The 26,773-nt window shown below is 60.3% G+C and carries 25 protein-coding genes and 1 riboswitch; of the genes, 13 read left to right on the forward strand and 12 right to left on the reverse strand.

Going from position 1 to position 26,773, the window contains the following annotated elements; translation table 11 throughout:
- The first annotated feature begins 3 nt into the window (after positions 1-3).
- Entirely contained in the window at positions 4-870 is an 867-nt protein-coding gene (locus DW754_RS01890) for a LysR family transcriptional regulator (protein ID WP_117758265.1), read from the forward strand.
- A gap of 27 nt (positions 871-897) precedes the next feature.
- Here DW754_RS01890 and DW754_RS01895 read toward each other — a convergent pair whose 3' ends face one another.
- A complete protein-coding gene (locus DW754_RS01895) occupies positions 898-2,280 on the reverse strand; it encodes an MATE family efflux transporter (RefSeq protein ID WP_117758264.1) in 1,383 nt (460 codons plus the stop codon).
- Between the two features lie 178 nt (positions 2,281-2,458).
- Here DW754_RS01895 and DW754_RS01900 point away from each other — a divergent pair, with 178 nt between their 5' ends.
- On the forward strand, positions 2,459-3,271 hold the full coding sequence (locus DW754_RS01900) for a putative RNA methyltransferase (protein ID WP_117758263.1): 813 nt from the start codon (positions 2,459-2,461) through the stop codon (positions 3,269-3,271).
- A gap of 125 nt (positions 3,272-3,396) precedes the next feature.
- Here DW754_RS01900 and DW754_RS01905 read toward each other — a convergent pair whose 3' ends face one another.
- Complete coding sequence (locus DW754_RS01905; protein WP_117635536.1) at positions 3,397-3,798, reverse strand: hypothetical protein; 402 nt, start codon at positions 3,796-3,798, stop codon at positions 3,397-3,399.
- Between the two features lie 227 nt (positions 3,799-4,025).
- Between DW754_RS01905 and DW754_RS10920 the strand changes: the two genes are divergently transcribed.
- Positions 4,026-4,169, forward strand: coding sequence for a hypothetical protein (locus DW754_RS10920; RefSeq protein ID WP_158555292.1), 144 nt, complete (start codon positions 4,026-4,028; stop codon positions 4,167-4,169).
- A gap of 63 nt (positions 4,170-4,232) precedes the next feature.
- Positions 4,233-4,937, forward strand: a complete 705-nt coding sequence (locus DW754_RS01910) for a class I SAM-dependent methyltransferase (protein ID WP_117758262.1) — start codon at positions 4,233-4,235, stop codon at positions 4,935-4,937.
- 67 nt (positions 4,938-5,004) lie between these two features.
- Here the strand turns inward: DW754_RS01910 and DW754_RS01915 are convergent, their stop codons facing one another.
- Positions 5,005-5,301, reverse strand: a complete 297-nt coding sequence (locus DW754_RS01915; protein ID WP_055310006.1) for a hypothetical protein — start codon at positions 5,299-5,301, stop codon at positions 5,005-5,007.
- A gap of 76 nt (positions 5,302-5,377) precedes the next feature.
- Here DW754_RS01915 and DW754_RS01920 point away from each other — a divergent pair, with 76 nt between their 5' ends.
- The 4 genes from DW754_RS01920 (at position 5,378) to DW754_RS01935 (ending at position 11,892) form a co-directional block, all read left to right on the forward strand.
- Positions 5,378-5,866, forward strand: coding sequence for a GNAT family N-acetyltransferase (locus DW754_RS01920; protein ID WP_117736485.1), 489 nt, complete (start codon positions 5,378-5,380; stop codon positions 5,864-5,866).
- A gap of 304 nt (positions 5,867-6,170) precedes the next feature.
- Positions 6,171-8,174 (forward strand): translation factor GTPase family protein, encoded by a 2,004-nt coding sequence (locus tag DW754_RS01925; protein ID WP_117758261.1) that lies wholly within the window; start codon positions 6,171-6,173, stop codon positions 8,172-8,174.
- Positions 8,175-8,267: 93 nt separating this feature from the next.
- On the forward strand, positions 8,268-9,386 hold the full coding sequence (locus tag DW754_RS01930) for an AAA family ATPase (RefSeq protein ID WP_117736484.1): 1,119 nt from the start codon (positions 8,268-8,270) through the stop codon (positions 9,384-9,386).
- Positions 9,387-9,396: 10 nt separating this feature from the next.
- Positions 9,397-11,892 (forward strand): excinuclease ABC subunit UvrA, encoded by a 2,496-nt coding sequence (locus DW754_RS01935; RefSeq protein WP_233504163.1) that lies wholly within the window; start codon positions 9,397-9,399, stop codon positions 11,890-11,892.
- Between the two features lie 29 nt (positions 11,893-11,921).
- Here DW754_RS01935 and DW754_RS01940 read toward each other — a convergent pair whose 3' ends face one another.
- From DW754_RS01940 to DW754_RS01955, 4 genes are all read right to left on the reverse strand, one after another.
- A complete protein-coding gene (locus DW754_RS01940) occupies positions 11,922-12,521 on the reverse strand; it encodes a tRNA (cytidine(34)-2'-O)-methyltransferase (protein WP_117736482.1) in 600 nt (199 codons plus the stop codon).
- 95 nt (positions 12,522-12,616) lie between these two features.
- The gene (locus tag DW754_RS01945; protein WP_055252195.1) at positions 12,617-13,747 is read right to left on the reverse strand and encodes a GTP-binding protein; all 1,131 of its coding nucleotides are present in this window, start codon (positions 13,745-13,747) and stop codon (positions 12,617-12,619) included.
- 86 nt (positions 13,748-13,833) lie between these two features.
- A complete protein-coding gene (locus DW754_RS01950; protein WP_022093957.1) occupies positions 13,834-14,175 on the reverse strand; it encodes an arsenate reductase family protein in 342 nt (113 codons plus the stop codon).
- Entirely contained in the window at positions 14,172-14,816 is a 645-nt protein-coding gene (locus tag DW754_RS01955; protein ID WP_117758260.1) for a flavodoxin family protein, read from the reverse strand. Before DW754_RS01955 ends, DW754_RS01950 begins: the two co-directional genes overlap by 4 nt.
- A gap of 334 nt (positions 14,817-15,150) precedes the next feature.
- Between DW754_RS01955 and DW754_RS01960 the strand changes: the two genes are divergently transcribed.
- Positions 15,151-15,471: a DUF3784 domain-containing protein gene (locus DW754_RS01960; protein WP_055252192.1), complete on the forward strand. Its 321-nt coding sequence runs from the start codon at positions 15,151-15,153 to the stop codon at positions 15,469-15,471.
- A 284-nt stretch (positions 15,472-15,755) separates the two neighbouring features.
- On the opposite strand, the gene DW754_RS01965 is transcribed toward DW754_RS01960, so the two are convergent.
- Together DW754_RS01965 and DW754_RS01970 are read right to left on the reverse strand one after the other, a co-directional pair.
- A complete protein-coding gene (locus DW754_RS01965) occupies positions 15,756-17,285 on the reverse strand; it encodes a diguanylate cyclase domain-containing protein (RefSeq protein ID WP_117758259.1) in 1,530 nt (509 codons plus the stop codon).
- Between the two features lie 126 nt (positions 17,286-17,411).
- Positions 17,412-20,129, reverse strand: a complete 2,718-nt coding sequence (locus tag DW754_RS01970) for an EAL domain-containing protein (RefSeq protein ID WP_117758258.1) — start codon at positions 20,127-20,129, stop codon at positions 17,412-17,414.
- Between the two features lie 319 nt (positions 20,130-20,448).
- Between DW754_RS01970 and DW754_RS01975 the strand changes: the two genes are divergently transcribed.
- Positions 20,449-21,318, forward strand: coding sequence for a patatin family protein (locus tag DW754_RS01975; RefSeq protein WP_187365011.1), 870 nt, complete (start codon positions 20,449-20,451; stop codon positions 21,316-21,318).
- Between the two features lie 101 nt (positions 21,319-21,419).
- Here DW754_RS01975 and DW754_RS01980 read toward each other — a convergent pair whose 3' ends face one another.
- Genes DW754_RS01980 through thiM form a run of 3 tightly spaced genes read right to left on the reverse strand, consistent with a single transcriptional unit; the run spans position 21,420 to position 23,296 of the window.
- The gene (locus DW754_RS01980) at positions 21,420-22,115 is read right to left on the reverse strand and encodes a thiamine phosphate synthase (protein WP_006234517.1); all 696 of its coding nucleotides are present in this window, start codon (positions 22,113-22,115) and stop codon (positions 21,420-21,422) included.
- Positions 22,112-22,453, reverse strand: coding sequence for a thiamine-binding protein (locus DW754_RS01985; RefSeq protein WP_233502661.1), 342 nt, complete (start codon positions 22,451-22,453; stop codon positions 22,112-22,114). Before DW754_RS01985 ends, DW754_RS01980 begins: the two co-directional genes overlap by 4 nt.
- 3 nt (positions 22,454-22,456) lie before the next feature.
- The gene (thiM, locus tag DW754_RS01990; RefSeq protein WP_233502662.1) at positions 22,457-23,296 is read right to left on the reverse strand and encodes a hydroxyethylthiazole kinase; all 840 of its coding nucleotides are present in this window, start codon (positions 23,294-23,296) and stop codon (positions 22,457-22,459) included.
- 51 nt (positions 23,297-23,347) lie between these two features.
- Positions 23,348-23,458: riboswitch (TPP riboswitch) on the reverse strand.
- A gap of 163 nt (positions 23,459-23,621) precedes the next feature.
- On the opposite strand from thiM, the gene DW754_RS01995 reads away from it, so the two are divergent.
- From DW754_RS01995 to DW754_RS02005, 3 genes are all read left to right on the forward strand, one after another.
- Positions 23,622-24,530 (forward strand): HAD-IIB family hydrolase, encoded by a 909-nt coding sequence (locus DW754_RS01995; RefSeq protein WP_158549063.1) that lies wholly within the window; start codon positions 23,622-23,624, stop codon positions 24,528-24,530.
- A gap of 10 nt (positions 24,531-24,540) precedes the next feature.
- Positions 24,541-25,437 carry a LysR family transcriptional regulator gene (locus DW754_RS02000; protein ID WP_117563541.1) on the forward strand — a complete coding sequence of 299 codons (897 nt, stop codon included), beginning with the start codon at positions 24,541-24,543 and terminating at the stop codon, positions 25,435-25,437.
- Between the two features lie 155 nt (positions 25,438-25,592).
- Entirely contained in the window at positions 25,593-26,726 is a 1,134-nt protein-coding gene (locus tag DW754_RS02005; protein WP_233502663.1) for a 5-methyltetrahydropteroyltriglutamate--homocysteine S-methyltransferase, read from the forward strand.
- Positions 26,727-26,773: the final 47 nt, after the last annotated feature.

Below are 26,773 nucleotides of genomic sequence, written 5' to 3' on the forward strand. Positions count from 1 at the left end.
ACGATGGCATCGCGGTATCAGATTGTTTGTATGGTGGTCGATCGCGGCAGTCTTAAGGGTGCAGCCGATGAGCTGGGCTATACACAAAGCGCGGTGAGCCAGGCCGTCAAGGCGCTCGAGCGCGAGCTGGGCACCACGATTATCGAGCGCGGTAAGCAGGGCGTATCGCTTACGCGCGACGGCAAACAGTATCTGCCGTATCTGCGCCAGATTGTAACTGCCGAGGCCGAGCTTGAGGGCAAGCGTCAGGAGTTGCTGGGGCTTTCGTCGACTGACATTCGCATTGCGACGTTTACCAACGTGAGTCGTACCGTGCTGCCGCGCGTGATCCGCGACTTTGGGGCCCTGCACCCGGGCGTTCACTTTACGCTCAAGCAGGGCGATTACACGCGCAACGCCCAGTGGGTGCACGATGGCGTGGTTGACTTTTGCTTTACGGCACGCGGATTTACCGCGGGGCTCGAGAAGCGCGTGGTCTATCATGACGAGTTGGTAGCATTGTTGCCGGCCGCGCATCCGCTGGCGGCAAAGGAAAAGGTGACACTCGCCGACCTAGCGTCCGAGCCGTTTGTGCTGCTGGATGAGGGCGAACAGAGCCTGGTGCTCGATGCATTTGCGGCGCATGGGCTGTCACCGCACGTGACGAGCGAGGTGACCGACGACTACACCATCATGGCGATGGTGGAGGAGGGCCTAGGCGTGAGTATGCTGTATCGCCGTACCGTCGAGGGCATGCGGGCCGATATTCGCGTACGACCCATCGTGCATGCTCCTTCGCGTGACGTGGTTGCAGCCTGGCGCAGCTGGGACACCATGCCTGTCGCCACGAGGCACTTTATCGACTATATGAGCTCGCATATTGTCAATTAATGACTGGCGTGGCGTTGAGTGTGGTGATTAGCGGGCTGTCGCTTTGGCTTGCGTCAGACGGTAGGTGTGTGCCGGATGGCAGAGCAATACCGCCACGACCATAAAGAACGCCGTGGTGCCCAGGCTGATGGGGTAGACCATCATGATGTTCGCAAAGGTGCGGAAGTGCGGGAACACGCAGAATACCCAGTAGAAGCGGATGCCGCAGACACAGATCATGGTGATGAGGGCGGGCATGAGCGAGATGCCAAAGCCGCGCAGGTAGCCGGACATATTCTCGTAGAACATGCTAAAGGCGTATGCCGGGAAGATCGAGCACACACGGATATAGCCGATCGAGACGATGTTGGGGTCGCTGTTGAACAGCGCCAGGATCTCGCGCCCCAGACCGACGATGATGACGATGGTGGTGAGTGCGACGATACCGCCTTCGACCAGGCAGACCTTGAGCGTCTTGGTGCAGCGGTCGATCTGGCGAGCGCCGTGGTTTTGCCCCACAAAGGTGGTGCAGGCCTGGCTAAAGCTGTTGAGCAGGTTGTAGCACACGTACTCCAGGCTCATGGCAGCGCTGGATGCCGCCATGACCTCGGTGCCCAGGCTGTTGATGGCGGACTGGATGATGATGTTGGCGACGGCAAAGACGGCGCTTTGGATGCCGGCGGGCAGGCCGATCTTGACGATGCGCTTGAGGGCGACGGGGTCGATAGCCAGATCGCGCAGGGTGACGCGGACGACGGAATCGGTCTTGAGCAGACGGATAAAGAGCGTGACTGCGCTGACGGTATAGGCGATGGCGGTGGCGATAGCGACACCCGCGACGCCCCAGTGGAGCACGGGGACAAAGATGAGGTCCAGGCCAATGTTGAGGACGGTGGACACGGCAAGCGCCTGCAGCGGCATGCGGGTGATGCCGACGGAGCGGAAGATTGCGGCCTCAAAGTTGTAGAGCAAGATCGAGGGCATGCTGAGCAAAAAGACGCGTAGGTAGAGTGAGGCGAGTGGCATGGTCTCGGCGGGAACGTTGAGCGCGGCGAGCATGGGCTCGGCAAAGATCTCGCCCAGGGCGATGACGACAAAGCCCACGAGCGCCATTAAAATCGAGGTATGGACGGCGCGTTTGACCATGTTCTGATCGTTGCGGCCGATAGCGTTGGCAATGACCACGTTGGAGCCAAGCGACATGCCGATAAACAGGTTGAGCATAAGACTGGTAAGCGGAACATTGGAGCCGACCGCCGCCATGGCGAGGGTTCCCTGGTCGCCTGAGAAGTTACCGATGATGACCGTGGCGATGAGGTTCGATAGCTGCTCCAAGATGCTCGTGGCGGCCACGGGGAAGGCGAACAGGGGAATATTGCGCCACAGTGAGCCGGTGGTCATGTCAATGTGCTTGGACGCGGTATCAGCCATACGCTCTCAATCTCTAATATGCTCTTTCGTGCTTATTTGCGCAGATGATGATACTCCTAATCGACTAGTCATTGGGGACGTTCTTGAATGACTAGTCGTTTAAGAACGTCCCCAATGACTAGGTGGGGAAGGCGTGCGACAATGGTGGGCGTTGTGTTGTTCGCGCTAAGGAGTTGCCATGTTGTTGTGTCCCGTTTGCCATGAGCCGTTGGTGGACGATGAGCGCGGTGCTGTGTGCGCGGGCGGACACCGGTTTGATCGTGCGCGCGAGGGCTATCTGTATCTACTGCGCTCGTCCAAGAGCGGCGACTCCATGGGCGATCCCAAGTCGCAGGCGCGTAGTCGTCGCGACTTTCTGAACCGCGGTTACTATGCGCCGTTGCGCGATGCGATGGTCGAGCTGGTGCGCAAGCAGGTGTCTGGGCGCGCGGCGTCTGCAGGCGTCCCCATGACCTTGCTCGATATTTGCTGCGGCGAGGGCTACTACACTAGCGCCATGGGTGCGGTGCCGGACGTGGATGCTTACGGTTTCGACCTGGGCAAGGAGATGGTGCGCCTGGCCGCCAAGCGCGGCGATGCGACCTACTTTGTGGCCAATATGAAGGACATCCCCGTGGCCGATGGCGCCTTCGATATGGTGACCGAGCTCTTCGCTCCCTTTAACGAGCGCGAGTTTGCCCGCGTGCTGGCGCCCGAGGGCTCGCTCTACACCGTGGTGCCGGGTGCCCGTCATCTGTTTGGGCTCAAGGAGGTGCTCTACGACACGCCGTACCTTAACGACGAGAAGCTGCCGAAGACGACCGAGCTCGAGTTGGTGGGAACGCAGCGGGTGTCTGCGAACATTACGCTCCAGACCCAGGCTGACATCGAGGCGGTGTTCCAGATGACGCCGTACTACTACCGTACGCGCCCCGCCGACAAAGAGCGCCTGGCAAACCTGGACACCCTTCAAACCGATATCGACTTCATCATCGCCGAGTACCGCCACTAATCTACCAAAAAGGGACAGGTTTATTTTGGCAGGTTTTATCTGGGCAAATGCAAAGGGCCGACCGCGGAGATGTGCGATCGGCCCTTTTTAGTTGCTTGGCTGCAGAGGCTATGAGAAGCGAGCGCTTACAGGCGGTCCTTGTTCTCGGCCTTGACGGCGTGCGCCTGCTGAACAAAGAACAGGTCGTACACCACGATGACAAAGGCGCCAAAGTTGATGGCGTCGCCGCCAAACGCGGGAAGCGTGAGCACCGCCTGGGCAAGCGTGGCGACTGCAGCAACGATACCGAGCTTAAACGCGCCGTCAACCTGCGAAGGCTTGTTGGCACCCTTGATGCCCGCAACGCCCGCGGCAAGATCGATGAGGCCCTTGGCGATAATCACGGCCGCGGCGAGCATGGCGTTCGATCCGTAGGTGGACTCGAACTTGCCGGTCGCGATGCCGGCGATTCCTATGACGAGACTGGCGATGCCCAGAACAAAATAAATCAGGGCAAGGATTTTGAGTGTCTTGCGAGTGAAGCTCATGGCTGGTCCTTTCGATACGAGTACGCCAACCTGGCGCACCCTATGTGCTGCACATATGGTGAAGCACATTGTAGTTCAACGCGGCGATGCATGCGCCTGAAAGCGTCTCTTGCCTGCACGGTTCAACCTTTCAAAAAGGAAAGCTGGACGTAAGTCAAATCGATGGCAGCGCATGCGCGGCGCTGCGATGATGAGGCCATGGTAAGAGCTGGACCGAAGGAGGAGCCATGATGTACGGAGTCAAGCAAGTGGATGAGCCGCGGTCGCTGGGAAGGCGCATGAGTGATTCTGTGATCGCTGCCGTGTGCACGGTATTGATGGCGGTGCTTTGCATTGGGATGCTGTGGACCATGTCGCATGTGGGACAATAACGGACGGTTGGGTGCCGACATGAATGGCGCCCATGTATTCGTTTTGTTTGCTAAGGAGTGTCCATGGGCGTCGTCGATCCCTTTTCTGTTGCTCGGGCTGCTGGGCTCGAGCTCGTGCGGACGTCCGAGGGCCTTACGCTCACCGACGGCACGATGGAGTTGCGTGCCGATTTTGGCCGCATGCTTCCACGGCTCAAGCAGGGTCGTCTGCAGCAAGAGCTGTTGGTAAAGGCTGCGCGCACAAAAGGCATCGAACAACCATGGGCGATTGACGCCACGGCAGGCTTTGGCGAGGATTCGCTGCTGCTGGCGGCAGCGGGCTTTACCGTCGATCTGTATGAGCAGGATTGCGTGATCGCGGCGCTGCTCCAGGATGCCCTGGATCGCGCGGCAGATGATTCGGCGCTTGCGGCCGCCGTGGCGCGCATGCACTTACATGCGGGCGAGGACAGCATTGCCGGCCTTCGCCATACGGCTGAGCTGGTCGAGCGCGATGAGCTCGCGGCTCCCGACGTGGTGTATCTGGACCCCATGTTTCCTGAGCGCACCAAGAGCGCGGCGGTCAAAAAGAAGTTCCAGCTCTTGCACCATCTGGAACAGCCGTGTGCCGATGAGGAGACGCTGGTTAAAACTGCGCTTGCAGTGCGGCCGCGCAAGGTCGTTATCAAACGGCCGGTGAAGGGCCCATTGCTTGCCGGCGTTAAGCCGAGCTATCAGCTTGCGGGCAAGGCCGTCCGCTACGATGTTTTGGTGCCGCCGCGCCCGTAGCCTGCGCGTGATGGCCGGCGATGTGTCGGTGCCGTGCCGCTGCGTGAGCGCCGCTCCGTTGCGGAGCCTATTTCCAAGGATGCGACGTCAGATGCCACCCGCCGCAGTATTCGCATTTGTAGCAGGCCAAACCACGCCGTCCACGGTTTTCGCAGTCGGCCATAACGGCCTCGGCCTCGGCGCGTGTGTCGTAGCGGTTTTTGCGCTCGCACGATTTGTAGCGCCAAGCCTCATCGCGCTCGGCGTCCAGGGCATCGCGGCGCTCGTCCTCGCGCGCAAACAGGTCGCTCATATCGCCGCCGGTGGCAGCGCCCAAAAACTCGCTTTTGGCCTTTGACCAGGCGGCTCGCTTTTTGCTTCCCATCCGCTCCTTGCCCTTTCCAAACGCTGGTATCATTGCTCAATCAAAGTGATACCAATAAACGTGAGGTCGCCGCGTGATGATCAGAAAAACCCTCGAGACCGACATTCCCGCCGTCATGGCTATCTATGATGCCGCCCGCGCCTTTATGCGCGCGCATGGCAACGCCACGCAGTGGCCCGAGGGCACGCCTTCGGCCGAGCAGCTGGCTGCCGATATCGCCGCCGGTGGCAGCTATGTGTGCGAAGTCGACGGTCGCGTGGTGGCGACGTTTGCCTTTTTGCCGGGCCCGGACGAGTGCTATGACGTCATCGAGGACGGTCAGTGGCGCAGCGACACTCCGTACGCCGTGCTGCACCGCGTGGCGTCCGACGGCACCGTGCACGGTATCGCGGCCGCGATGTTTGCCTTTGCCAAGGAGCGTGCCGACCATCTGCGTATCGATACGCACGCGGACAACCTGCCCATGCAGGGTGCGAGCCTCAAGGCAGGGTTCGAGCGCGCCGGCGTCGTGTATGTGTCCGACGGCACGCCGCGCGTTGCGTTCGACTGGCTGCGCGAGGCATAAGGGCCGAGTCACATACCAGCGTTTCATCGAAATGAAAATGGCCCCGCGTGGGGCCATTTTTGGTAAAACGCGTCGTTGTGGGACTCGCATTGTTACCGCCTCAGATGAGACCGGGCAGACAAAAGGGGAGGTGCCGGCTTTCGTAAGGCGCGAACCTACGAAAATCGCCGCGCGGCAACGCAGGGCGATGAGCTTGGTCGGGGGATAGGGCCCGCTTCGCCCGCCGGCCCGTAAATTGTATCATCCAGTGTGGAACGAGGATGCCCGTTGCCGAGTGCGACGGGCTTGCAATAAGAGGAGAGCCATGTCGAAGCAAGCGGTCGTTGGAATCTTGGCGCATGTCGATGCCGGCAAGACCACACTGGCCGAGGCCATGCTGTTCTGCGCGGGTCGCATTCGCAAGCGCGGCCGCGTGGACGATGGCGACTCGCACCTGGATACCAACGCCATCGAGCGCGAGCGCGGCATCACGATTTTCTCGTCGCAGGCCGTGTTCGACCACGGTGATACCCGCGTCATGCTCGTGGACGCTCCCGGACACGTGGATTTTTCGGCCGAGGCAGAGCGCACGTTGCGTGCGCTCGACTACGCGATTTTGGTGGTAGGTGCCAACGACGGCGTGCAGGGGCACACCGAAACCCTGTGGCGCCTGCTTGCGCGCTATGACATTCCGACGTTCATCTATATCAACAAAATCGATTTGGAGAATCCCGGCCGCGATGTTTTGCTGGCACAACTTGGGCAGCGTCTTTCCGAGGGCTGCCTCGATGCGAACGAACTGCTGGCGGGCGGCGCCGCTTGGGAGGACGCTGCCGCGTTGGACGAGGCAGCCCTCGAGGAGTTTCTTGAGACGGGTGAGCTTTCCGTTGCAACGCTTTCGCGCATGGTTGCCGAGCGCAGGCTCTTTCCCTGCTTTGCCGGCTCGGCGCTCAAGGATCAGGGCGTGGGCGAGCTGCTGGATGGTATGTGCACGCTGATGCGTGAGCAGGCGTGGCCGCCGGAGTTCGCCGCGCGTGTCTATCGTGTCAGCCGCGGTGTTCGTGGCGAGCGCTTGGCTTGGGTTAAAGTGACCGGCGGCACACTGCATGCCAAACAGATGATTGACGGGCGTTCCGGCGCCGAGGCATGGGAGCAAAAGGTCGATCAGGTGCGCATCTATAACGGAGAGAAGTACGAGCTTGCCCAGGAAGTTGCCGCTGGCGGTATTTGTGCCGTGACGGGTCTTGCGCACGTTCGCCCGGGGGATGCCTTGGGTGCGGAGCCCGGGTGCGATGCGCCCGTCATTGCGCCGGTCCTCACCTATACGGTGCTCCCGGGCGAACATGATGTCCATGCGGTGTTTAAAGCGCTGGCTGAGCTGACGGACGAAGACCCCATGCTCGGCGTAAGCTGGAATACGCATCTTGAGCAGATTCACTTGCAGTTGATGGGCGCCGTGCAACTCGAGGTCGTGCAGCGGGTGTTGGCCGATCGCTTTGACCTTTCGATTGAGTTTGAGCCCGGCGGCATTCTCTATAAGGAGACTATTTCGCGGCCGGTCGAGGGCGTGGGCCACTTTGAGCCGCTGCGCCACTATGCCGAGGTGCATCTGCGCCTGGAGCCGTTGCCGGCGGGTTCGGGTGTGCAGTTTGGCACCGTGACCTCGGCCGACGAGCTCGATCTTAACTGGCAGCGTTTGGCACTCACCAACGCTATGGAGCGCGACCACCTGGGCGTGCTGACGGGCTCGCCCATCACCGATGTGCGCATTACGCTCGCGGGCGGCCGCGCGCATGCCAAACACACCGAGGGCGGCGATTTTCGCCAGGCCACGTACCGCGCGATTCGCCAGGGTTTGATGCAGGCGCGCGAGGCCGGCGCGGCGGTGTTGTTGGAGCCGTGGTATCGCTTTGAGCTCGAGGTGCCGGGGGAGTGCGTGGGCCGGGCGCTCTCGGATGCCACGCGCATGAGTGCCGAGTACGAGCCGCCGACGATGGCGGGAGACCGGGCGAAGCTTGTGGGTCGCGTTCCGGCATCCGAGGTGCAAGATTATGCGCTGGAGGTGGCTGCCTACACGAGCGGTCGCGGGCATCTGTACCTGGAGTTCGCCGGTTATGCGGCTTGCCATGATGGCGAGCGCGTAATCGAGGCTGCCGCCTACGAGCCCGAGGCCGATCTGCCCAACACGCCCGACTCGGTCTTTTGCGCCCACGGCGCCGGCTACACGGTCAAATGGTACGACGCACCCGCTGCGGCGCACGTAAAGGTCGATCCCGCCACCTTCCGCCCCTGGCGAGCAGCAGACGCCGAGTTTTTCGGCCACATGTGACAAAGGGGCAGTTCCTTTGTCACATGCTATTGGTATAACTCGGTATAAGTTGGTATAACTGTTACCAGGGTTTGCCAATCCGAGGAGGCCGATATGAATCCAAATCCCTTTAAGCCCACAGCTGGTAAGCGGCCTCCGATACTCATCGGTCGCGAGTCGGTCATCGAAGATTTTGAGGAAGGGCTCGACAACGGCGCCGGAGCGCCGGGCAGGCTCATGCTCATTACGGGAAACCGCGGCTATGGCAAAACGGTTCTCCTGCGGGAGCTGCAACGTCTAGCCAGCGAGCGCGGATGGGCGGTTGTCTCCGATTCCGCTTCGCTTGGTTTGTGCGACCGCTTGGCCGACGCGCTTCGCTCGAATAAACCCGTTGTGACGTCAATGGAGTTTGGGCCGTCGTTTGGCCGGATGTCGGTCGAGGCGGCGCGGGCAAAAGGCGAGACATTGCGAGGGCTGGTCAACGAGCGTCTCAAGAAGCTCGGTCCGGGCAAGGGCGTCTTGTTTGCGATTGACGAGGCACAATCGGTGTCTATCGAGGAACTGGCGGCTCTTGCCGTCCTCTATCAGCAGGTGCTCGGAGACCAGGATGCCACGGGCTTGCCCGATAGCGACCAGCGCGGTCTTGCGCTGGCGTTCGCCGGCTTGCCCAGTATGGTTGACGATCTGCTCGAAGAGCCGAGCGTGACGTTTTTGCGGCGTGCCCAGCAGCGTACGTTGGGGGCAATATCTTTGCCCAAAGTGCGCGATTCGTATATCCAGACGGTCAAAGACGCTGGTCTTTACGTTGACGCGGAGACGGCGGACCTTGCGGCGCGCAAGAGCATGGGGCATCCCTATATGGTTCAGCTGGTGGGCTATTACATGTGGCGGTCTGCTGTCCGGCGTGGCTCGCAGGTCATCGAAAGGCGCGATGTCGAGAATGGCCATGCGGATGCCGTCTCCGAGTTCTACGAAGCGGTTGACGCACCTCTGTATTACGGTCTGCGCAGCCCTCAGCGCCTCTTTATCGAGGCTATGGCGGTTGACGAGGACAAGCCGACGCGCACGGCGGATATCATTGAGCGCTGCGACCGTACCCAGAGCTGGGCGAGTAAATATCGCGCAAGCCTGATTCGCGAGCGCGTCATCGAGGCCGCCGGATACGGCCTTGTGCGGTTTACCGTGCCCATGCTGGGCGAGTATATCCGCGACCGCGTTTTATGGCATGAGTAGGGTGATAAAGGTGACGGAACAGAAGATGAGCCCGCAGGCTATCGAGGTGCGCGGTGCACGTGTCCACAATCTCAAGGACATCGATATCGATATTCCGCTGGGGAGGCTCGTGGGCATTGCCGGCGTGTCGGGCTCGGGCAAGAGCTCGCTGGCGCTGGGAGTTCTTTATGCCGAGGGCTCGCGCCGTTACCTGGAGGCGCTCAGCACCTATACTCGACGTCGCCTGACGCAGGCCGAGCACGCCCAGGTGGACGAGGTATTGCACGTACCGGCGGCACTCGCGTTGCATCAGCGTCCCAGTGTGCCAGGCGTGCGCTCGACCTTTGGTACCATGACCGAGCTCAACAACAGTCTGCGTTTGCTCTTTAGCCGCTGTGCCCATCACGTGTGCCCACATTGCGGGGCGCGTGTGGAGCCGAGCCTTAACGTGGCTGCGGGCCTGTCGCTCACGTGCCCCGCATGCGGCCGCGAGTTCTACGCGCCGAGTGCCGAGGACCTTGCCTTTAACAGCGGCGGTGCGTGCCCTACCTGCGGCGGCACCGGTGTCATGCGCGAGGTGGACGAAGCGAGCCTGGTGCCCGACGAGTCAAAGACCATCAACGAAGGCGCGGTGCTTCCCTGGGGTACGCTCATGTGGGATCTGATGAAGCAGGTAGCCGGCGAGATGGGCGTGCGCACCGACGTGCCGTTTAACCAGCTCACGCCCGCCGAGCGCGACATTGTGTTCCACGGTCCGGCGGTTAAGAAGCACATTCTCTACGTTCCCAAAAAAGGCGAGGGCGCCACGCCGCTCGACTTCACCTATTACAATGCCGTCTATACGGTCGAGAATGCGCTCGCCAAGGTTAAGGACGATAAGGGACTTAAGCGCGTGGCTCGCTTTTTGCGCGAGGGCCCGTGCCGTGACTGCGGCGGCACGCGTCTCTCCGAGGCTGCGCGCCAGCCCCAGGTGCGTGGTATCAATCTGGCGCAGGCCGCGGCCATGACGCTGGGTGAGGCGATTGAGTGGGCGCGCGGGGTGCCCGCATCCTTGCCGGCCGAGATGCAGCCCATGGCGACGGATATCTGCGATTCGTTTTTGAGCGCGGCTCGTCGCCTGGTCGACCTGGGGCTCGATTACCTCTCGCTCGACCGCGCCGGTGCTACGCTCTCCACGGGTGAGCGCCAGCGCGTGCAGCTTGCCCGCGTGGTGCGCAACCGCTCGACGGGCGTGCTGTATGTGCTCGACGAGCCCTCGATCGGCTTGCATCCTGCCAATGTTGACGGCTTGGTAGGCGTAATGCGCGATCTGGTGGATGACGGCAACACCGTGGTCGTTGTCGACCACGACACGCGCGTATTGGCGGAAGCCGATTATCTGGTCGAGATGGGCCCCGTTGCCGGAGCGGGCGGCGGTAATGTGATCGCCGCCGGTACGGTGGATGAGGTCGAGCAATCGCAGGACAGCCGCATCGCCCCGTTTTTGCGCTCGGAGCCCAAGCGCTTGCGGCCGCAGGTGGCTGACGACGAAATGTTCGACCAGGGCCATATCCGCATGGCGACCGATGCCATCCATACCGTCAAACCGCTCGAAGTCGATATACCGCGCGGTCGTCTCGTCGCGGTGACGGGCGTTTCGGGTTCGGGTAAGACGACGTTGGTGCTCGAGACGCTCATCCCGGCGCTCAAGGCTCAGGCAACTGGCGAGCGCCTGCCAAGCCATGTGCGCTGGATCGATGCCGAGGGCATCGCACGCGCCAACCTGATTGACGCTACGCCCATCGGCGCCAACGTGCGCTCGACGGTGGCGACTTATGCCGACATCCATGACGAGCTGCGTCGCGCCTTCGCCCGTACGCCCGAGGCCAAGGCAGCTGGCTACAAGGCGGGCGCATTTAGCTACAACACCGGCGCCTTGCGCTGCCCTACGTGCGATGGCACGGGTTCGATATCGCTCGACGTGCAATTTTTGCCCGATGTCGAGATCGTCTGCCCGTCATGTCGCGGCTCACGCTATGCAGACGCGGCCTCGCATATCCATCGCGAGGGCAAGGACGGGAGCCTGCTTACGTTGCCGCAGCTCATGGACATAAGTGTGGACGAGGCCCTCGACGCTACGGTGGGGCTCAAGAAAGTTCAGGCGCGCTTACAGACCCTGCACGACCTGGGCTTGGGTTATCTCACGCTCGGCGAGCCCACGCCGGCGCTTTCGGGCGGCGAGGCGCAGCGCCTTAAGCTCGCGAGCGAGATGGGCCGCGTGCAGGATGATGCCGTATTCGTGTTCGACGAACCCACAATTGGCCTGCACCCGCTCGATGTTCAGGTGCTGCTGAGTGTGTTCGACGGCCTCGTTGCCAAGGGCGCCACAGTCGTCGTAATCGAGCACGACCTCGACCTTATCCGTAACGCCGATTACGCAATCGACATGGGCCCAGGTGGTGGCGACGCAGGCGGGCAAATCGTCTGCGTCGGCACGCCGGGCGACATCGTGGCATGCCCCGCAAGCATCACCGGCCGCTACCTATAACCGAATGTGACAAAGGGACCGTCCCTTTGTCACATTCCCAGAAAGCCTGTTTGGCGCAGAGCCTCGTAGAGGACGATGGCGGCGCTGTTGGAGAGGTTGAGTGCGCTGATGCGGTAGTCGTCCGGATTGACGAAGTTGCCGCAGATATCCTGTCGAAGGATGGCTTCGTGGCTGTCCTCGGTATGCCCGAGCGACTCCTCGTGGGCCTCCCAGGCGTCGGCGTTTTCGAGCGAGTCGCAATCGCGCAACATGGGGATGCGCTCGCAGCGCTCGGGCGCCGCGGCAAGCAGTGGCTCGGGAATCCCCGAGCTCTCGCTGCCAAAGACCAAAAAGTCACCGTCGCGGTAGGTACTTTGCGCATAGGTGCGGCGCGCCTTTTTGGTCAGCAGATGCAGGCGTTCGTCGGCGGGGGAGAGGCCGTTGCGCGCAAGGAAATCCTCCCAGCCGGCATAGGTCGTCACGTCCAAATTTTGCCAGTAGCCCAGGCCGGCGCGACGCACCGTCTTGTCGTCGAGCGAAAACCCCAGCGGCTCCACCAGATGCAGGCGGGCGCCGGTAACCACGCAGGTGCGGCCGATATTGCCCGTATTGGCCGGAATCTCGGGCGCATACAGCACAATGTTGAACATGAATCTCCTTGGCTCAGAACGAAAAACCACCACGAAGGGCACCTTCGTGGTGGTTTGGCGGTTACGTAGGCGGAAAAATGCCCGCTTGGATAAATCTAGGCGCGGTGCCAGTCGGTCAGGCAGGCATCGAGGGAGGCGATGAGCGCATCCTTGTCCATGTGACGGCCGATGATGCACAGGCTCGTCATGCGGTCGCCCGTCTCGTCGTCCCAAATCTGCATGATCTCGGGGTTCTCGTCGATGATCTTCTGCTTCTCGCCCTCGGGCGCGGAGTCAACGAACAGACCGTTCTCCATCAGGCGCATTTGGTGGCCGGCCTGCTCGAACATGTAGCACATGTCCGGATCGCCGGTCTGCCACAGCGGACCCTTGACGCGGATGACCTCGTCGGGCCACTCCTGCTCAACAAAATCGGTGAACTTCTGCAGGTCAAACGGCTTGCGGCGCGAGTACACAAAGGTCTCGATGTCGTACTCGAGCACCTCGGGGTCGTCGTGCTCCTCGGGATGCTCCATGGCCTCGATCCAGGCGGCGGAGTTGTAGGCGCGCATAAAGTCGAAGCGGTCGGTGTCGAGCAGCTCCTCCATGGGGACCTCGCCGTTTTGGGCCTCGACAATCACGGCGTCCTTCTGCAGGCTGCGCACGATAGCCTTGAGCTCGGCGATCTGCTCAGGGCTCACGGTATCGGTCTTGTTGAGGATCAGCGTGGAGCAGAACTCGATCTGCTGGATGAGCAGGCTCTCGATGTCGTCCTCGTCGATATCCTCGGCCAGCAGGTCGCGACCGCCGTTGAACTCGTCGTACATGCGGGCGCAATCGACCACGGCCACGATGTTGTCGAGTGCAAGCTTGGGCTGGCCGCCCACCTTGGCCTCGTCGCAGAAGCTTGAGATGGTGTAGGCGATGGGGATAGGCTCGCAGATACCCGAGGCCTCGATGATGATGTAGTCGAACTTGCCCGAATCGGCGATGCCCTGCAGCTGGTTGGCAAGGTCGTCCGAAAGCGTGCAGCAGATGCAGCCGTTGGTGAGCGGGATGAGGTCGTCGGTCTCGGAAAGGCCGCCGTCGGCGATGAGGCTGGCGTCGACGTTGATCTCGCCGATATCGTTGACGATCACGGCGGCGCGGATGCCGCCGTCGTTAGCGAGGATGTGGTTGAGCAGTGTGGTCTTGCCGGCACCGAGGTATCCGGTAAGCATGATGATCTTCACGGGTTTGTTGGGCATGTGCCCTCCTTTGTTAGACATGGCTTACAGTTGAATCTTATGCCAAACGCCTGCTCTTATACCCACGCGCCGGCAAATAACACAGGCTACTCCCAGGCTCCCCATACATCGGGGCAATAACCGACGGTGGCCTTTTTGCCGTTGCGCACGATGGGCTCGGCTAGAACCTGCTGGTTCTCGAGCAACTTGTCGAAGCGCTGGCTAGGGGTGAGGTGCTGGATGAGCGCGAGCGTCTCCTCGTCCTTGGCCTTGGGGTTGAGCAGCTTGTCGATGCCGCCGACCGCCTGCATCACGCTCGTGAGCTCGCCTTTGCTCATCTCCTTTTCCTTCAGGTCGATAAATTGCACCTTAATGCGGCGCTCCTTAAAATAGCGCTGGGCCTTCTTGGTGTCGAAGGACTTTTTGGTGCCAAAGATTTGAATATTCATTGTTTGGTTCCGCCGTTCTGCCTGATGAAGTTGGTCCTAGCGCGATCGGCCTCGGGAGCTTCGATGCCAGCGGCCTGTCCTGCCTCGATACAATGCAGGAGCCAGGCCATGTTCTTGCCGATGTTGCGCATGGTGGCCAGACCCTCGGCATCTCCGTCGGCGTCGCCGGGCACGCAGCCAAACACGTTGTTCCAGTACGTGGACGCTACCACAGGCATCTGGTTGATGGTGAAGTACTTATTGAGCACGTCGAAGGTCGTCGACGTACCGCCGCGACGGGCGACGGCGACGGCAGCGCCCGGCTTGTGTGCAAAAGCTTTGCTACCGGCATAGAATGCGCGATCGAGTGCCGAGAGAATGCGGCCGCTGGGGTGCGCGTAGTAGACAGGCGAGCCAAAGACAAAGCCGTCGGCCTGTTCGGCGGCAGCGATCAGCTCGTTGACCACGTCGTCGTCAAAGGTGCAGCGACCGCCAAGCTTGCCACACTGGCCGCAACCGATGCAATCGCGAATAGGCTTGGCGCCCAGCTGAAACATCTCGGTATCGATGCCCTCGACGTTGAGCTGCTCGGCGACCTCGGCGAGTGCGCGGGCCGTGTTGCCGTTTGCCTTGGGGCTGCCATTGACCAAAAGAACCTTCATCACAAACTCCCTCTGCTGTCGGTGACTTCTGCAGAGGATTATCGCACGAGCGGGCAGATGGCGTGGGGCACGATGCCGGCCCCGAGGGCCCACGGCAGGCACGCTCACCAGGTACGAGCGGGATACGGTCCAGAGGATGTTGGAGTGCGGGGCCTCGTGCGAGCAGATTGTAAGGGGTCTGGGCGGGTCGCCCTCGATGGCGAGCTTTGAGGCCTTGGAAGGCGGGCTGCTGCGGCGGCTATGGTTTATACTAAGGCGGTTGCTATCGAGTAATTCATACTTGGTTTGATTCGATTGTGAATGCGTAACTAGGATGGAAAGCAAAGGAAACTCTATGGAAACAGAGGATGCTGTTTGCTTGATGACTTCGATTGCCTTGATTGTCCTTTCAATCCAATACCGAAGAGGAAGATGGCTCTGCTCAATTGCTGGATATGATGTCACAAAAAGGGAGAGCGAGATTGATATACGCCCTTACGCAAAGCTGATTTCTTCTGTGACGTTATGGATGGGGCTGCTGTTTTTCTTGTGGGCGGTAGAGGACTGGGTACGCGATTGGAATACCAGCGTTTTTGAAGTTTTGGTTCTACTTCTGTTCAGCTTGGCCTCTTTGTCGTTCGTGCGGCTCGTTAGGTTTGTGTTTATGAGGCGGTAGCCAGCGGAAGTGGCTGGACGACAAAATGGACCAATGCAGCCAATTGTCAATAGAATTTGATAGGCTTGGCTTAACAGATTTACTCGAGGGCATATCCGTGGCGAGGGATAGGTTCTATCTTGTTGAGCACTTATTTGCATCAGGCAAAGTAAACCAAGAGTATCGAAACGGTGCCCCCGGGCCCCGGGAGGGACTGCGGGGACGTTCGGCTAACTGCGGGTACGACCTATTTGCCCAATGTGTTCGGTTGAGATCGGAAATTAACCATCATGCGCCCCATAACGCTAGTCCAGCTTGGTGCCCGGTACTTGTGGTGCCTCTTCAAGTAGCGCTTTGAGCTCGTTCAAAATGGAAACGGGCTGTCGGTCGACGGCGTCCAGATGAAGTGTGGCCACACGAATGGGCGGCTGATATTCAAATGAGCCAAAGAGTACGGGCGACCCCAAGAACCGCTCGATTTCTTCTGCGATCGTGTCGGTCTCTTCGGGATCAAGGTCATCGAAAAGCGCCACGAACATCGGTCCGGTCGAGCGGAACAGACGGCCCTTGCCGCGCGAACAGTCCATGAGGCAGGCGGCACTTTCTGCCAAAACGCGGTCGCCCGCATCAAAGCCAAAGCGGGCATTGACCTTGGCGATGTCGTCGATTTTGATGGCGACCAGGCCTGCCTTGCGCGCCACGCGACGCATTTCGCCAATGGCGTTGACCAGGGCGTGGATATCGCCCAGGCCGGTCACGGAATCGGTCGTATCCGCCAAGCTTCGGTTGATGATAATGCCCACATACATGTTGGGCTCGGTTTCGGTGCTATCCAAGCGGTAGCCCGTACACTCGCACAGCGCATATTTACCAGCGGTATTCATGACGCGATACTGCATGTAATGGAAGTGCCACGCGCCGTTTACCACCATATCGAGCTCGCTGCGCACGTTGTCGCGGTCCTCGGGGTGAACGCGGGCGAGCCACATATCGAGCGAGTTATAGGGATGCTGGGAGGGCAGGTCAAAATCGCGCACGGCATTAATCGACCATTGCGATTCGCCGGTATCGAGGTTAAGGATAAACGGATAGCGCGTCTCGGAGCTCATGGAGATCGCTTGGAACACCCGGTCGTTGCAGGGAGGCTGATCGGCGATTGGGCGCATGGATGCGTCGTTTTCCTTCGGCTGCTGCACACGGTGCATGAGCTTGTAGCGATACATTTTGCGGTCGGCGTCCATGGTCATCTGGCGACGCGTATCGCCAGCGAGTGGGTCGACGCGCGAGCAGCCAAAGCTAAAGCTAGCGATCATGGGCGCTTTGCCGCCCGATGTTGCCTCGATAAGGTTGGTGCGCGTCCGCTCCAGGCGCTGCTCGAGTTCGGCTTCATCTGTCGTGGGGGATACGAGTACAAATTCGTCTCCACCGATACGGAACAGCAGGTCATTGGGTTCCATTGTCTCGGTGAGTGCACGGCAGATGCTCAGGATGTAGCGATTGCCCTCGGTGTGGCCAAACGTATCGTTGCAATGCTTAAGGCGATCGATATCGATATAGGCGCAGGTGAAGGGGGTGCCTTTGTGCCAAAGCAGCTCGGCATAACGGTGGAGTCCAGCACGGTTGCCAAGATTGGTGAGCGAATCGATATAGGCGCCGCGCTCAAGCAGCTCGCGTTCTTGCTGCAGGATGGCAAATGTCTTCTGTAGCTGCTCGCCGATGGCGCACAGCTCCGTGGGCAGCGCGGCAACATCGAGCTCGGCGGTCGAGACCCCGTTCGCAAGTCGCTGAAGATAAGCAATGATCGATTGCTCGCCCAGGCGATACGACTCGTTCATGATGGATAACCTCCTTGGGCACAACAGTGGTTTGCATCATATCCCCAATTCGGTTTGGATTGGGGGCATAAGTTAGCCAATGGGGACAAGCGCCCCTTCGGCGGTATCGTTTTGCGCGCGAGCGTATCAGTTTTTGTTACCGCCATCGAGCAATGCCTCAAAATCCTTTGCCTGCATGGGGCGGTAGTAGAGGAAGCCCTGAGCGTAGTGGGCACCCATTTGGAGCAGCATGTTCGCCTGCTCGTTTGTCTCGACGCCTTCGATTACAACGGGCAGATGGAGCGATTGCGCCATCTCGAGCATTGATGAAACGATTTGCGCGCTACGGCTTTGATCGCGGTCGGTGGGCACAAACGTGCGATCAAGCTTGATGACGTCGACGTTGACGTTCTTGAGCATCGCGAGCGTAGACTGGCCGGTGCCAAAATCGTCCATGTAGGTCGAGAAACCGCGAGTGTGTAGGTCGGCCGTCAGCTTATCCACGGCCTCGGACTCTCCCGTATAAGCCGTCTCGGTGATCTCAATGCGCATGAGCTCGGGCGGTAGGTTGTATTGGGCGGCAAGCGCCCCCATATGCTCGGCGACGTCGCAGGCAAGGATATCCACGCGCGACACATCGAGCGAGATCGGAACTACGCGCAGCCCTCGATCGATGCACTCACGCAGCCACGAGGCGACGCCCTGCCAAACATATTTGTCGAGCGTCACCACAAAACCGCTTTCCTCGAGAGCGGGGATAAAGGTGGTAGGTGAAATGAGGGAGCCATCCTTGTCAATCCAGCGTGTGAGCGCCTCGGCGCCAACGATCTCGCCGGTTTCCATGTCGACCTGGGGCTGCAAGTAGTAGGTAATGCGGCCGTTTGAGAGCGCATACTGGAATTCGGTCAGCGTGCGGTGGAACGCGATTTCGTGTTCGTATTCCTCGGGGCGGAAAATGGCAATGCGCTCCTTAAAGTCGTTTTTTGCGCGCCGATTGGTAAACATGGCCTTGGCCTGCGCATCGATGGTGATTTCCTCGTTGGAGTCGATGGGGTAGACGCCCATGGACGGCCAGAAGCCCACGCCGTCATCATGCTTGGCCACGGCCTGGCGAATGCGGCTATAGATCTGATGGACGGTGTCGTGTTCAAAGGGGATGAGTACGCAAAAATCGTCTTGGCCCCAGTACCCTGCGACGCCCATGGCGGCATTCTCGATGTCCTTGAGAACCGTGCCCACATCGGCGAGTACGCGGTCGCCCTCGGCCTGTCCGTGCCATTCGTTGAACAGTCGCATGTGCCCCATATCGACGGTGGCGATACACCAGGCGCCGTTGCGCCTTGTCTCGAGAAATTCGTTGGCGCGGCGCATAAACTCGCTGGGTCGATAGAGACCCGTGAGCGGATCGATGCGTTCGGCGATGGCGCTTTTGCGCTCCACCTCGGGTATGGGGAGGCTGTCGTTGGGAACAAGCCCGCCGGCCGTGCGAATGCGACGGTCGAGTTCGCCTAAAACGGCGGCCGTTTGATTGGTCAGGTGCTCGTAAAAGGCCGGAACGACAAGACAGACGGGGGTAATAGTGTCGCCCGCGATTCGAACGGGAGCGAAAACGGCCTCTTTGAGATGTTGGATCAGTTGCTCGAATGCTTCGTGATCCAAATTGTTGCTAAGCACGACGAACTGGGCGTTGCGTGAACGGAAGACGCGACTCCTGCCGCGAGTAATCGACAGCATGCGGCCTGCGTATTCGGCGAGCATGTTGTCGACGGCCTCGGCCCCGTAGAGCTCGTTGAGCTTTGCCGTGCCGCGAACGCGCACTGCTATAAGCCCCGTCTCGCAACGGTCGCGACGGCAGGCATCGATAGCGTTGATCAGCGTGCGCTGTGTTCCGAGACCCGTGGCGGCGTCGACGGTCTCGGCAAGCGAGTGGTTGACGAGCTCGCCGACATAGAGCGAGGGGACATTTCCGTCGCCGTCGATACGAAACCCGCGAGCACGGCCGAGGATGTAATCGCCGGCGGCATTGCGCACGCGGTACTGCATGACGTGACGATGTTTGGAGCCGTCATAGATTTGGTCGATGTCGTTGGTATAGGCCTCAAGGTCATCGGGATGGACACGCGTTTTCCAGTAATCGTGGCAGTTGTCTATATGCTCCGAAGGAAGACCAAGATCGCGCAAGGCGCCTTGTGACCAAAGGGTTCGATGTTTGTCCAAGTTCTCGATAAAGAAATATCGGCCTTCGTTGAGCATCGAAAGGGCGTCGAAAATGCGATCGCTTATTTCGAAGTCGTCGGTGTGGGCTTGTGCGATATTGCGTCGATCAAGGTGCACGGCATGACGTAGCTTGTAGTCGTACATGCGATGATCGGCATCGTTCGTCAAGCGATTGGGGGCTTCGCCCAGGGCGGGGTCGGCGTGTGCCACTCCGTAGCTAAACGAGTGAGGCATCTTGGAAGCGTTGTTTTCGAGCAGTACCGTTCGGCAGTGTTCCAGACGTTCGGCAAGGTCGTCCTCGGTCGCAATCGTAGATAGGATGGCGAACTCGTCGCCCCCCAGACGAAATGCCGCCTCGTCCACCTTCATATACAGTTTGAGATAGAGGCTCACCTGCAAGATATAGCGGTTGCCCTCGTCATGTCCAAAGATGTCGTTGCAGTGCTTAAGGTTATCGATGTCGATAAACGCCATGGTCACGGGCAGTTCCTGCTCCCAGAGTTCCTCTAAGGAACGGGTAAAGCCGCCGCGGTTGCCAAGTCCGGTGAGCTCGTCGGTAAAGGCGGTCCTGATCAGATCGTCCTGACGCTCCAGAAGGTCACGGATGGTCTTTTCGAGCGTTTCGGTATTATTGCTGGCGTTATCCATACTGTAAGCGGCTTTCTGAGGTCGGGGCGGATTGCGTCGGGCGAGCTCGTTGTGCACATGCGTTGCTGCTCAACGCCTTGCGTGTTTCCAAGCCCCCGCCTTGCTGCGTCGTTGGGTTTATTTGTCGGTTCGTGCTCTCGGCTGATAACTACTGAGTAGTATAAACAAGTGTATGGAATTATGTAGGGGTGCCCATGTTGCGGGCGGCCATTATTCGCCAAACGGTAACGCGACGATGTTCGATGAAAATGCGACTGAGACGATATTTGTTGATGGGTATACTTGTTCCGTTTTAAAACGCAGGAACGGAGATGGTCGCATGGCACAGTCAAATATGACGCGCACGGTGGGGCTGGCGCTCGAGGGAGGCGGCTACCGCGGTATGTATACGGCGGGCGTGCTCGACGTTTGGATGGAGCACGGTTTGACCTGCGACCATATGGTGGGCGTCTCGGCGGGCGCGGCATTTGGCTACAACTTTAAATCGCGCCAGATCGGCCGCGCCATTCGCTATAACAAGGCCTATTGCGCCGACAAACGCTATGCGAGCGTGACCAGCTGGCTGCGAACCGGCGATATGTTCAATGCCGATTTTGCCTATCACGAGGTGCCCATCGAGCGCGATCCCATCGACCTGGAGGCGTATCGCGCCTGCCCCATGCGGTTTACGTGCGTGTGCACCGATATCGAGACGGGCAAGGCCGTCTACCACGACCTGCCCTATGGCGACGAGCGGGATATCGAGTGGATCCGGGCATCGTCGGCGATTCCTGTGGCGACGCGTCCCGTTGCTATTGACGGGCATAAGTATCTGGATGGTGGCGTGGCTGATTCTATTCCCAGCGCATGGCTGTTTGCGCAGGGGTATGACCGCAATATCGTGGTACTCACGCAGCCGGCGGGCTTTGTGAAGCAGCCCAACAGCGTGATGCCCATGCTGCGGCGCGTGTTCCGTCACTATCCGGAGTTTGTTGCAGCGCTTGAGCATCGGCATGAGGTCTACAATGCCACGCTCGATGACCTGGCACGTCGAGAGGCTGCCGGGGAAATCTTTGTGGTGCGGCCGAGCGAATCGGTGAAGGTGCCGTCGCTGTGCCGCGAACCGGATGAGCTCGAGCGCATCTACCAGGTCGGCCGCCACGATGCAGAGGCGACTTTGCCGGCGTTGGAAGCGTATCTGGCGGGGTAAGGGTCGCATACGGAAAGCGCATCCCGGAATGGAGGCCCAAACTGGGATGCGCTTTCCATTGCTGAAGATATGAGGCTGCGAATCAGCTGTTCGGCCTATGCCTATGCCTGCTGCCAGGTGTCGACAAGCTCCTTGGCCGCGGCGTAGGGATCGTCGGCGCTGCAGACGGCGCTCACCACAAAGAAGCCGTCGACGCCGGTTGCCTTAAGCTGCGGCAAGTCGGCCGTCTTAACGCCGCCGCCCACCACGATGGGCACGGGGCTTGCCGCGTGGAGTGCGGCCAGGTCCTCAAAGCTCTTGGTGATGATGGAGCCATCGGCTGCGCGTCCGCAGTCGCGCTTGGTCTCGGTCTCGTGGAGCGGGCCGATGCCCAGGTAGTCGACCAGACTCATGTCGGCGGTCTTGACGTACTCGAGCATTTCCTCGCAACGGGCCGAAAGGCCCACGATGGCGTCGGGGCCCAGCAGCTTGCGACAGACCTCGACGGGAATATCGCTCTGGCCCACGTGCACGCCGTCGACCGCAATGCCCTGCTCGCGTGCGGCGAGTACGCAGTCAAGGCGGTCATCGATCAGCAAGGCGACCTGACCGGTCTTGCCGGCCTGTGCGATTGCCTGCGCGGCGTCGCCGGTCAGCGCAATGATCTCGCGGGCGCTTGCCACCTTGGAGCGCACCTGAATGCAGGTAAAGCCGGCGTCGAGCGCCTGGGCCACCACATCGCCCACGGGGCGTCCGAGGGTGTTTTCGGGGCCGAGCACCAGATAGGCCGAGATATCAAGGTTGTCGCGGATGCTCATCGTGCTTCCTCCTGCTTTTTGATCTGCGCTTCCATGCGCTCGAGTTTGCCGGTCATGGTGTCGGTAAATCCAGGTCGAATATCGGCTTTGAGCACGACTTCGGTTCGGATGCCCTTGTTCGCTAACACAAAGGTCGCGTCGCGCACGACCTGCATGACCTCGTCCCAGTCGCCCTCGATCTCGGTGAACATCGAGGTGGTGCGGTTGGGAAGGCCGCTCTCGCGAATGACGCGCACGACCTCGGCGACCTCGGCGGACAGTTCATCGCCGGTGCCGCACGGGGCGATGGCCACAGCGACGAGCGTGTTCATGCCGGCATTGGTTGCGGGCTCGGACATGGCTTATGCCTCCTCGAGCTCGAGTTGGTTATCGGCGATGTCTTGGGCGGTTGCGCGGTAGAGCTCGTCGATAAAGGCGACCTTAAAGCTTGCCGGGGCATCGGCGACGGCGGCGGCACGCGTGCCGGCGACGTTGTAGACGGCGGTACCGCAGACGGCTGCCGTAAACGGATCGGCAGCGCAGGCGTACACGGCCAGCACGCCGCCCTGCGAGCAACCGCAGCCGGTAATCTTGGACATGAGCGGGCTGCCGCCGTGGGATTTGGCCACGGTCGTGCCGTCGGTAATCAGGTCGACTTCGCCCGAGACCACAACGGCGCCGCCGGTGTAGCGAGCGAGCGCCACGGCGGCATCGCGGGCGGCGTCGACCGTGTCGGTGGTATCGACACCACGTACGCGGCTCAGATCGGCCGACTCGCCCTCAAGACCCCACAGGCCGGAGAGTGCGATGATCTCGGAGGCGTTGCCGCGTACGATGGCGGGCTTGTACTGCTTGAGCTCGTTTACCAGCTGGGTGCGCAGGCTACCGATGCCCAGACCCACCGGATCGAGCACCCAGGGCTTGCCGGCGTCGTGTGCCGCCTTGGCCGCGCGGGGAATCGTCTGCTCGTAGATGGGGAAGAGCGTGCCCATGTTGAGATAGATGGCGGCGCCGCCGGCAACGAGCGCCTCGCCCTCGTCGGGCAGATAGACCATGGCGGCCGAACCGCCCACGGCGAGCTGCGCGTTGGCGACAAAGTCGATCGTCACCGTGTTGGTGATGGAGCCGGCCATCGGATTGGTGGCTCGAATCTCCTCTACGGCCTTGACCATATGTTGCTTAAGCTGTTCCGAATCAATCACTGCACATGCCTCCTTGGCATAGAAAAGGGGCGCTGTGCATAGACAGCGCCCCTGTAAAGGCGGCATGCTCCCTACGCCAGCATTAACTGACAGGTTCAAAGGATTGGGCCCTATGCCCTCTCAGCCTTGTGGTTTGCACCGCCGGCACTCCCGCATCGAATCTGTTGTTCCCTATACTAGCGCACCTGCCAATATGGGACAGGTTTATTTTGGCAGGTGGCAACAGGGGCGCTGCATTTTCCCAGATAAAACCTGCCAAGATAAACCTGTCCCTTATTGGCAGGTCGTTACAATAGACGGGATAAAGAATGACCGAGGGGACCTTATGATCAAACTTGTTCTGACCGATATGGACGATACGCTGATTCCTGCTGGACACGATGGCGCCAGCGACTGCGCCATCGAGGGCATTCATGCCATGCAGGCGGCGGGCCTGCATTTTGGCCCGGTTTCGGGTCGCCAGCCGTCCGCGATGAGCTGGATGTTCCGCAATCGCTCCGAGTGCTTCTCGACCGGTGCGTTTTGCAACGGCCAGGTGATGTTTGTCGATGGCGAGGCGGTTGCCTCGCGCGCAACTGATAACGATGCCCTTATGCGCCTGGCCGACTACCTGGAGCAAGAGACCGACGATACCTATTTGAAGGTCTACCGTCTGGGTGATGACTTTTGGGACAACGACGCCTATTGCGTGACAAGCGATCCCGAGCGTGTGCGTCGCGCCATGGAGTCAGGCGGCAACGCGTGGCTCAAGGGCGAAGAGGCTCCCTGTCGCCCTGTCGTTGACGATGCCCCGGTATACAAGGCGAATATCTGGAGTGCCCGTTCGCGCGAGGAGCTCGCCGAGCTGCGCGAGCGTGTTGCCGCCGAGGTGCCGGAGCTCTCGCTCGTGTTTCCCAACAACCGCGTGCGCCTGTTCGACGTTCTTCCGACCGGCTGGGACAAGGGCTGTGCTGCGCTGGAGCTGGCGCGCGCTTTGGGCCTGACGCCCGACGAGGTGGCCGTATTCGGCGATTCCGATAACGATTTGCCCATGATCGATGCCGTTCCCAATTCCGTTGCAGTCGCCAATGCCAACGAGGCCGTCACGGCTGCCGCGCGCTGGCATATCGGCGCTGCGGCAGATGATGCGGTTGCCGGGGCTCTGCATCAGATTGCCGCCTGCGCCGCGACGGGGGAGATGCCGTCGTTTATGCGTCAGATGGACGCGACGGGTTTCGACGTCACGAACGTCTAGGGAGAAAGCCATGAAGCTCCAGCAGCTCAGATATGTCGTCAAAGTTGCCGAATGCGGCAGCATCACCGAGGCCTCGCGCCGGCTCTTTGTGTCGCAGCCTTCGATTACCGCGTCAATTCGCGATCTCGAAAACGAGATGGGTGTACACATCTTTGAGCGCACCAACAAGGGCGTCATTGTGTCCGAGGAAGGCGAGACCTTCTTGGGCTACGCGCGCCAGGTGCTCGACCAGGCCGACCTGCTCGAGGGCAAGTACAAAGGCACGTCCGAGCAGGTGCCGCACTTTAGTGTGAGCTGCCAGCATTATTCCTTTGCCGTTAATGCATTTGTCGATGTGATCCGCGAGTTCGATGCCGCGCGCTACGACTTTACCCTGCGCGAGGAGCAGACCCACGAGATTATCGAGGACGTCGCGCATATGAAAAGCGAGCTCGGCATCCTGTATCTGTCGGAGCACAATCGCGAGGTCATCGAGCGCATGCTGGCGGCCAACGAGCTCGTATTCGAAGGACTCTTCTGCGCTACGCCGCATGTCTTTGTGTGCTCCGACCATCCGCTGGCGGGTCGCTCGAGTGTGACGCTCGAGGACTTGGAAGACTACCCGTTCCTGTCCTATGAGCAGGGCAGCTACAACTCGTTTTACTATTCCGAGGAGCTGACCTCGACCTTTGAGCGCCGCAAGAATATCCGCGTGCGCGACCGTGCGACGCTGTTCAACCTAGCTATGGGCCTTAACGGTTACACGGTGTGTTCGGGCGTGATCAGCCATGAACTTAACGGCCCCGGCATTATCTCCATTCCGCTCGATGTAGACGAGTACATGGAGATCGGCATCATCACGCGCAAGAACACGACACTTACGCGCTACGGGCAGGCCTATATCGAAGCGATTCGTCAGCACATCTAGACTGCTGCGTTCTGCACGGGTCAAATCTCTTTATGGCAGTCCCAACTAATATAGGAAGCATCTATATCAAACTGATATAAACGCATATTTTACGATGTCCATATGAGCGCTCATACTCTGTCCCAGTAAAGCAACCAATGCAAAGGGAGATATCTATGAGCACTTCGATTCAACCGAACGCGCCGTTTCGTGCCGATATCGTCGGCAGTTTTCTTCGTCCGCAGGCTGTAAAGGACGCCCGTGCCGCCTATGTCGCGGGTAAACTCGACGCTTCCGGCCTTAAGGCCGTCGAGGACGAGGCCATCCGCGACTTAGTGGCCAAGCAGAAGGCTGCCGGCCTGCAGGTGATTACCGATGGCGAGTTCCGCCGCAGCTACTGGCACCTCGATTTTATGTGGGGCCTCAACGGCATTGAGCGCCGCGCCTCGCGCACGGGCTACATGTTCCACGATGAGGAGACTACCGCCGACACCGCCGTGGTAACCGGTCCCATTAGCGGTGAGAATCATCCGTTCGTCGAGCACTTCAAATTTATCAAGTCGCTCGAGGGAGAGGGCCAGGTCGCGCGCCAGACCATTCCGGCGCCGATCCAGACGTTCTCCGAAGTCACACTCGACCGCTGCGATGGCCAGCAGGAGAGTCTGCACGCCGTCTACAAGACCGACGAAGAACTCGTCGATGCCATTGCCGCAGCATACCGCACCGTGATTGCTGACCTGTATGCCGCGGGCTGCCGCAACATCCAGTTTGATGACTGCACCTGGGGCATCTACTGCGATACCGACTTTGTGTCCAAGACTGGCATGAGCCCGGTTGACCTGCAAAGGGTGAGCGAGCTGGGCGTGGCGCTCAACAACGCCGCCATCGAGGACAAGCCCGACGACCTCGTCATTAACACGCACGTGTGCCGCGGCAACTACCACTCTACCTATGCTTTCGAGGGCGGCTATGACCCCATCGCGCCGTACCTGTTTGCACATGAGGATGTCGACGCATTCTACCTGGAGTTCGATACGCCGCGCGCCGGCGGTTTTGAGCCGCTCAGCTACGTTGCCCCGGGCAAGAAGGTCGTGCTGGGCTTGGTGACCACCAAGGCCGCAGAGCTCGAGAACGAGGATGTTATCGTCGAGCGCATCCGCGAAGCCGCAAAGTACGTGCCGCTCGAGAACCTGTATCTGTCTCCCCAGTGCGGCTTTGCCAGCTGCGAGATTGGCAACAAGCTGACCGAGGACGAGCAGTGGGCAAAGATCGCCCTGGTCAAACGCATCGCCGAGCGCATCTGGAAGTAGTGCTGCCGTTCGCAGGGGGCGTCGTGGTCGGAGCGGCATGCATCGCG

The organism is Collinsella sp. AM29-10AC (assembly GCF_003469085.1).
In the GTDB taxonomy this organism is placed as follows: Bacteria; Actinomycetota; Coriobacteriia; order Coriobacteriales; family Coriobacteriaceae; genus Collinsella.

Bases quoted from the DNA above. Each gene is read 5' to 3' on its own strand.
- DW754_RS01945 (WP_055252195.1), bottom strand. From the start codon at position 13,747: ATGCCCAACAAACCCGTGAAGATCATCATGCTTACCGGATACCTCGGT.
- DW754_RS01955 (WP_117758260.1), bottom strand. From the start codon at position 14,816: ATGAAGGTTCTTTTGGTCAATGGCAGCCCCAAGGCAAACGGCAACACG.
- DW754_RS01960 (WP_055252192.1), top strand. From the start codon at position 15,151: ATGGAAACAGAGGATGCTGTTTGCTTGATGACTTCGATTGCCTTGATT.
- DW754_RS02005 (WP_233502663.1), top strand. From the start codon at position 25,593: ATGAGCACTTCGATTCAACCGAACGCGCCGTTTCGTGCCGATATCGTC.
- DW754_RS01900 (WP_117758263.1), top strand. From the start codon at position 2,459: ATGTTGTTGTGTCCCGTTTGCCATGAGCCGTTGGTGGACGATGAGCGC.
- DW754_RS01950 (WP_022093957.1), bottom strand. From the start codon at position 14,175: ATGAATATTCAAATCTTTGGCACCAAAAAGTCCTTCGACACCAAGAAG.
- DW754_RS01895 (WP_117758264.1), bottom strand. From the start codon at position 2,280: ATGGCTGATACCGCGTCCAAGCACATTGACATGACCACCGGCTCACTG.
- DW754_RS02000 (WP_117563541.1), top strand. From the start codon at position 24,541: ATGAAGCTCCAGCAGCTCAGATATGTCGTCAAAGTTGCCGAATGCGGC.
- DW754_RS01915 (WP_055310006.1), bottom strand. From the start codon at position 5,301: ATGGGAAGCAAAAAGCGAGCCGCCTGGTCAAAGGCCAAAAGCGAGTTT.
- DW754_RS01985 (WP_233502661.1), bottom strand. From the start codon at position 22,453: ATGTCCGAGCCCGCAACCAATGCCGGCATGAACACGCTCGTCGCTGTG.
- DW754_RS01995 (WP_158549063.1), top strand. From the start codon at position 23,622: ATGATCAAACTTGTTCTGACCGATATGGACGATACGCTGATTCCTGCT.
- DW754_RS01980 (WP_006234517.1), bottom strand. From the start codon at position 22,115: ATGAGCATCCGCGACAACCTTGATATCTCGGCCTATCTGGTGCTCGGC.
- DW754_RS01905 (WP_117635536.1), bottom strand. From the start codon at position 3,798: ATGAGCTTCACTCGCAAGACACTCAAAATCCTTGCCCTGATTTATTTT.
- DW754_RS01940 (WP_117736482.1), bottom strand. From the start codon at position 12,521: ATGTTCAACATTGTGCTGTATGCGCCCGAGATTCCGGCCAATACGGGC.
- DW754_RS01930 (WP_117736484.1), top strand. From the start codon at position 8,268: ATGAATCCAAATCCCTTTAAGCCCACAGCTGGTAAGCGGCCTCCGATA.
- DW754_RS01925 (WP_117758261.1), top strand. From the start codon at position 6,171: ATGTCGAAGCAAGCGGTCGTTGGAATCTTGGCGCATGTCGATGCCGGC.
- DW754_RS01920 (WP_117736485.1), top strand. From the start codon at position 5,378: ATGATCAGAAAAACCCTCGAGACCGACATTCCCGCCGTCATGGCTATC.
- DW754_RS01975 (WP_187365011.1), top strand. From the start codon at position 20,449: ATGGCACAGTCAAATATGACGCGCACGGTGGGGCTGGCGCTCGAGGGA.
- DW754_RS01965 (WP_117758259.1), bottom strand. From the start codon at position 17,285: ATGAACGAGTCGTATCGCCTGGGCGAGCAATCGATCATTGCTTATCTT.
- DW754_RS10920 (WP_158555292.1), top strand. From the start codon at position 4,026: ATGATGTACGGAGTCAAGCAAGTGGATGAGCCGCGGTCGCTGGGAAGG.
- DW754_RS01890 (WP_117758265.1), top strand. From the start codon at position 4: ATGGCATCGCGGTATCAGATTGTTTGTATGGTGGTCGATCGCGGCAGT.
- DW754_RS01970 (WP_117758258.1), bottom strand. From the start codon at position 20,129: ATGGATAACGCCAGCAATAATACCGAAACGCTCGAAAAGACCATCCGT.
- DW754_RS01910 (WP_117758262.1), top strand. From the start codon at position 4,233: ATGGGCGTCGTCGATCCCTTTTCTGTTGCTCGGGCTGCTGGGCTCGAG.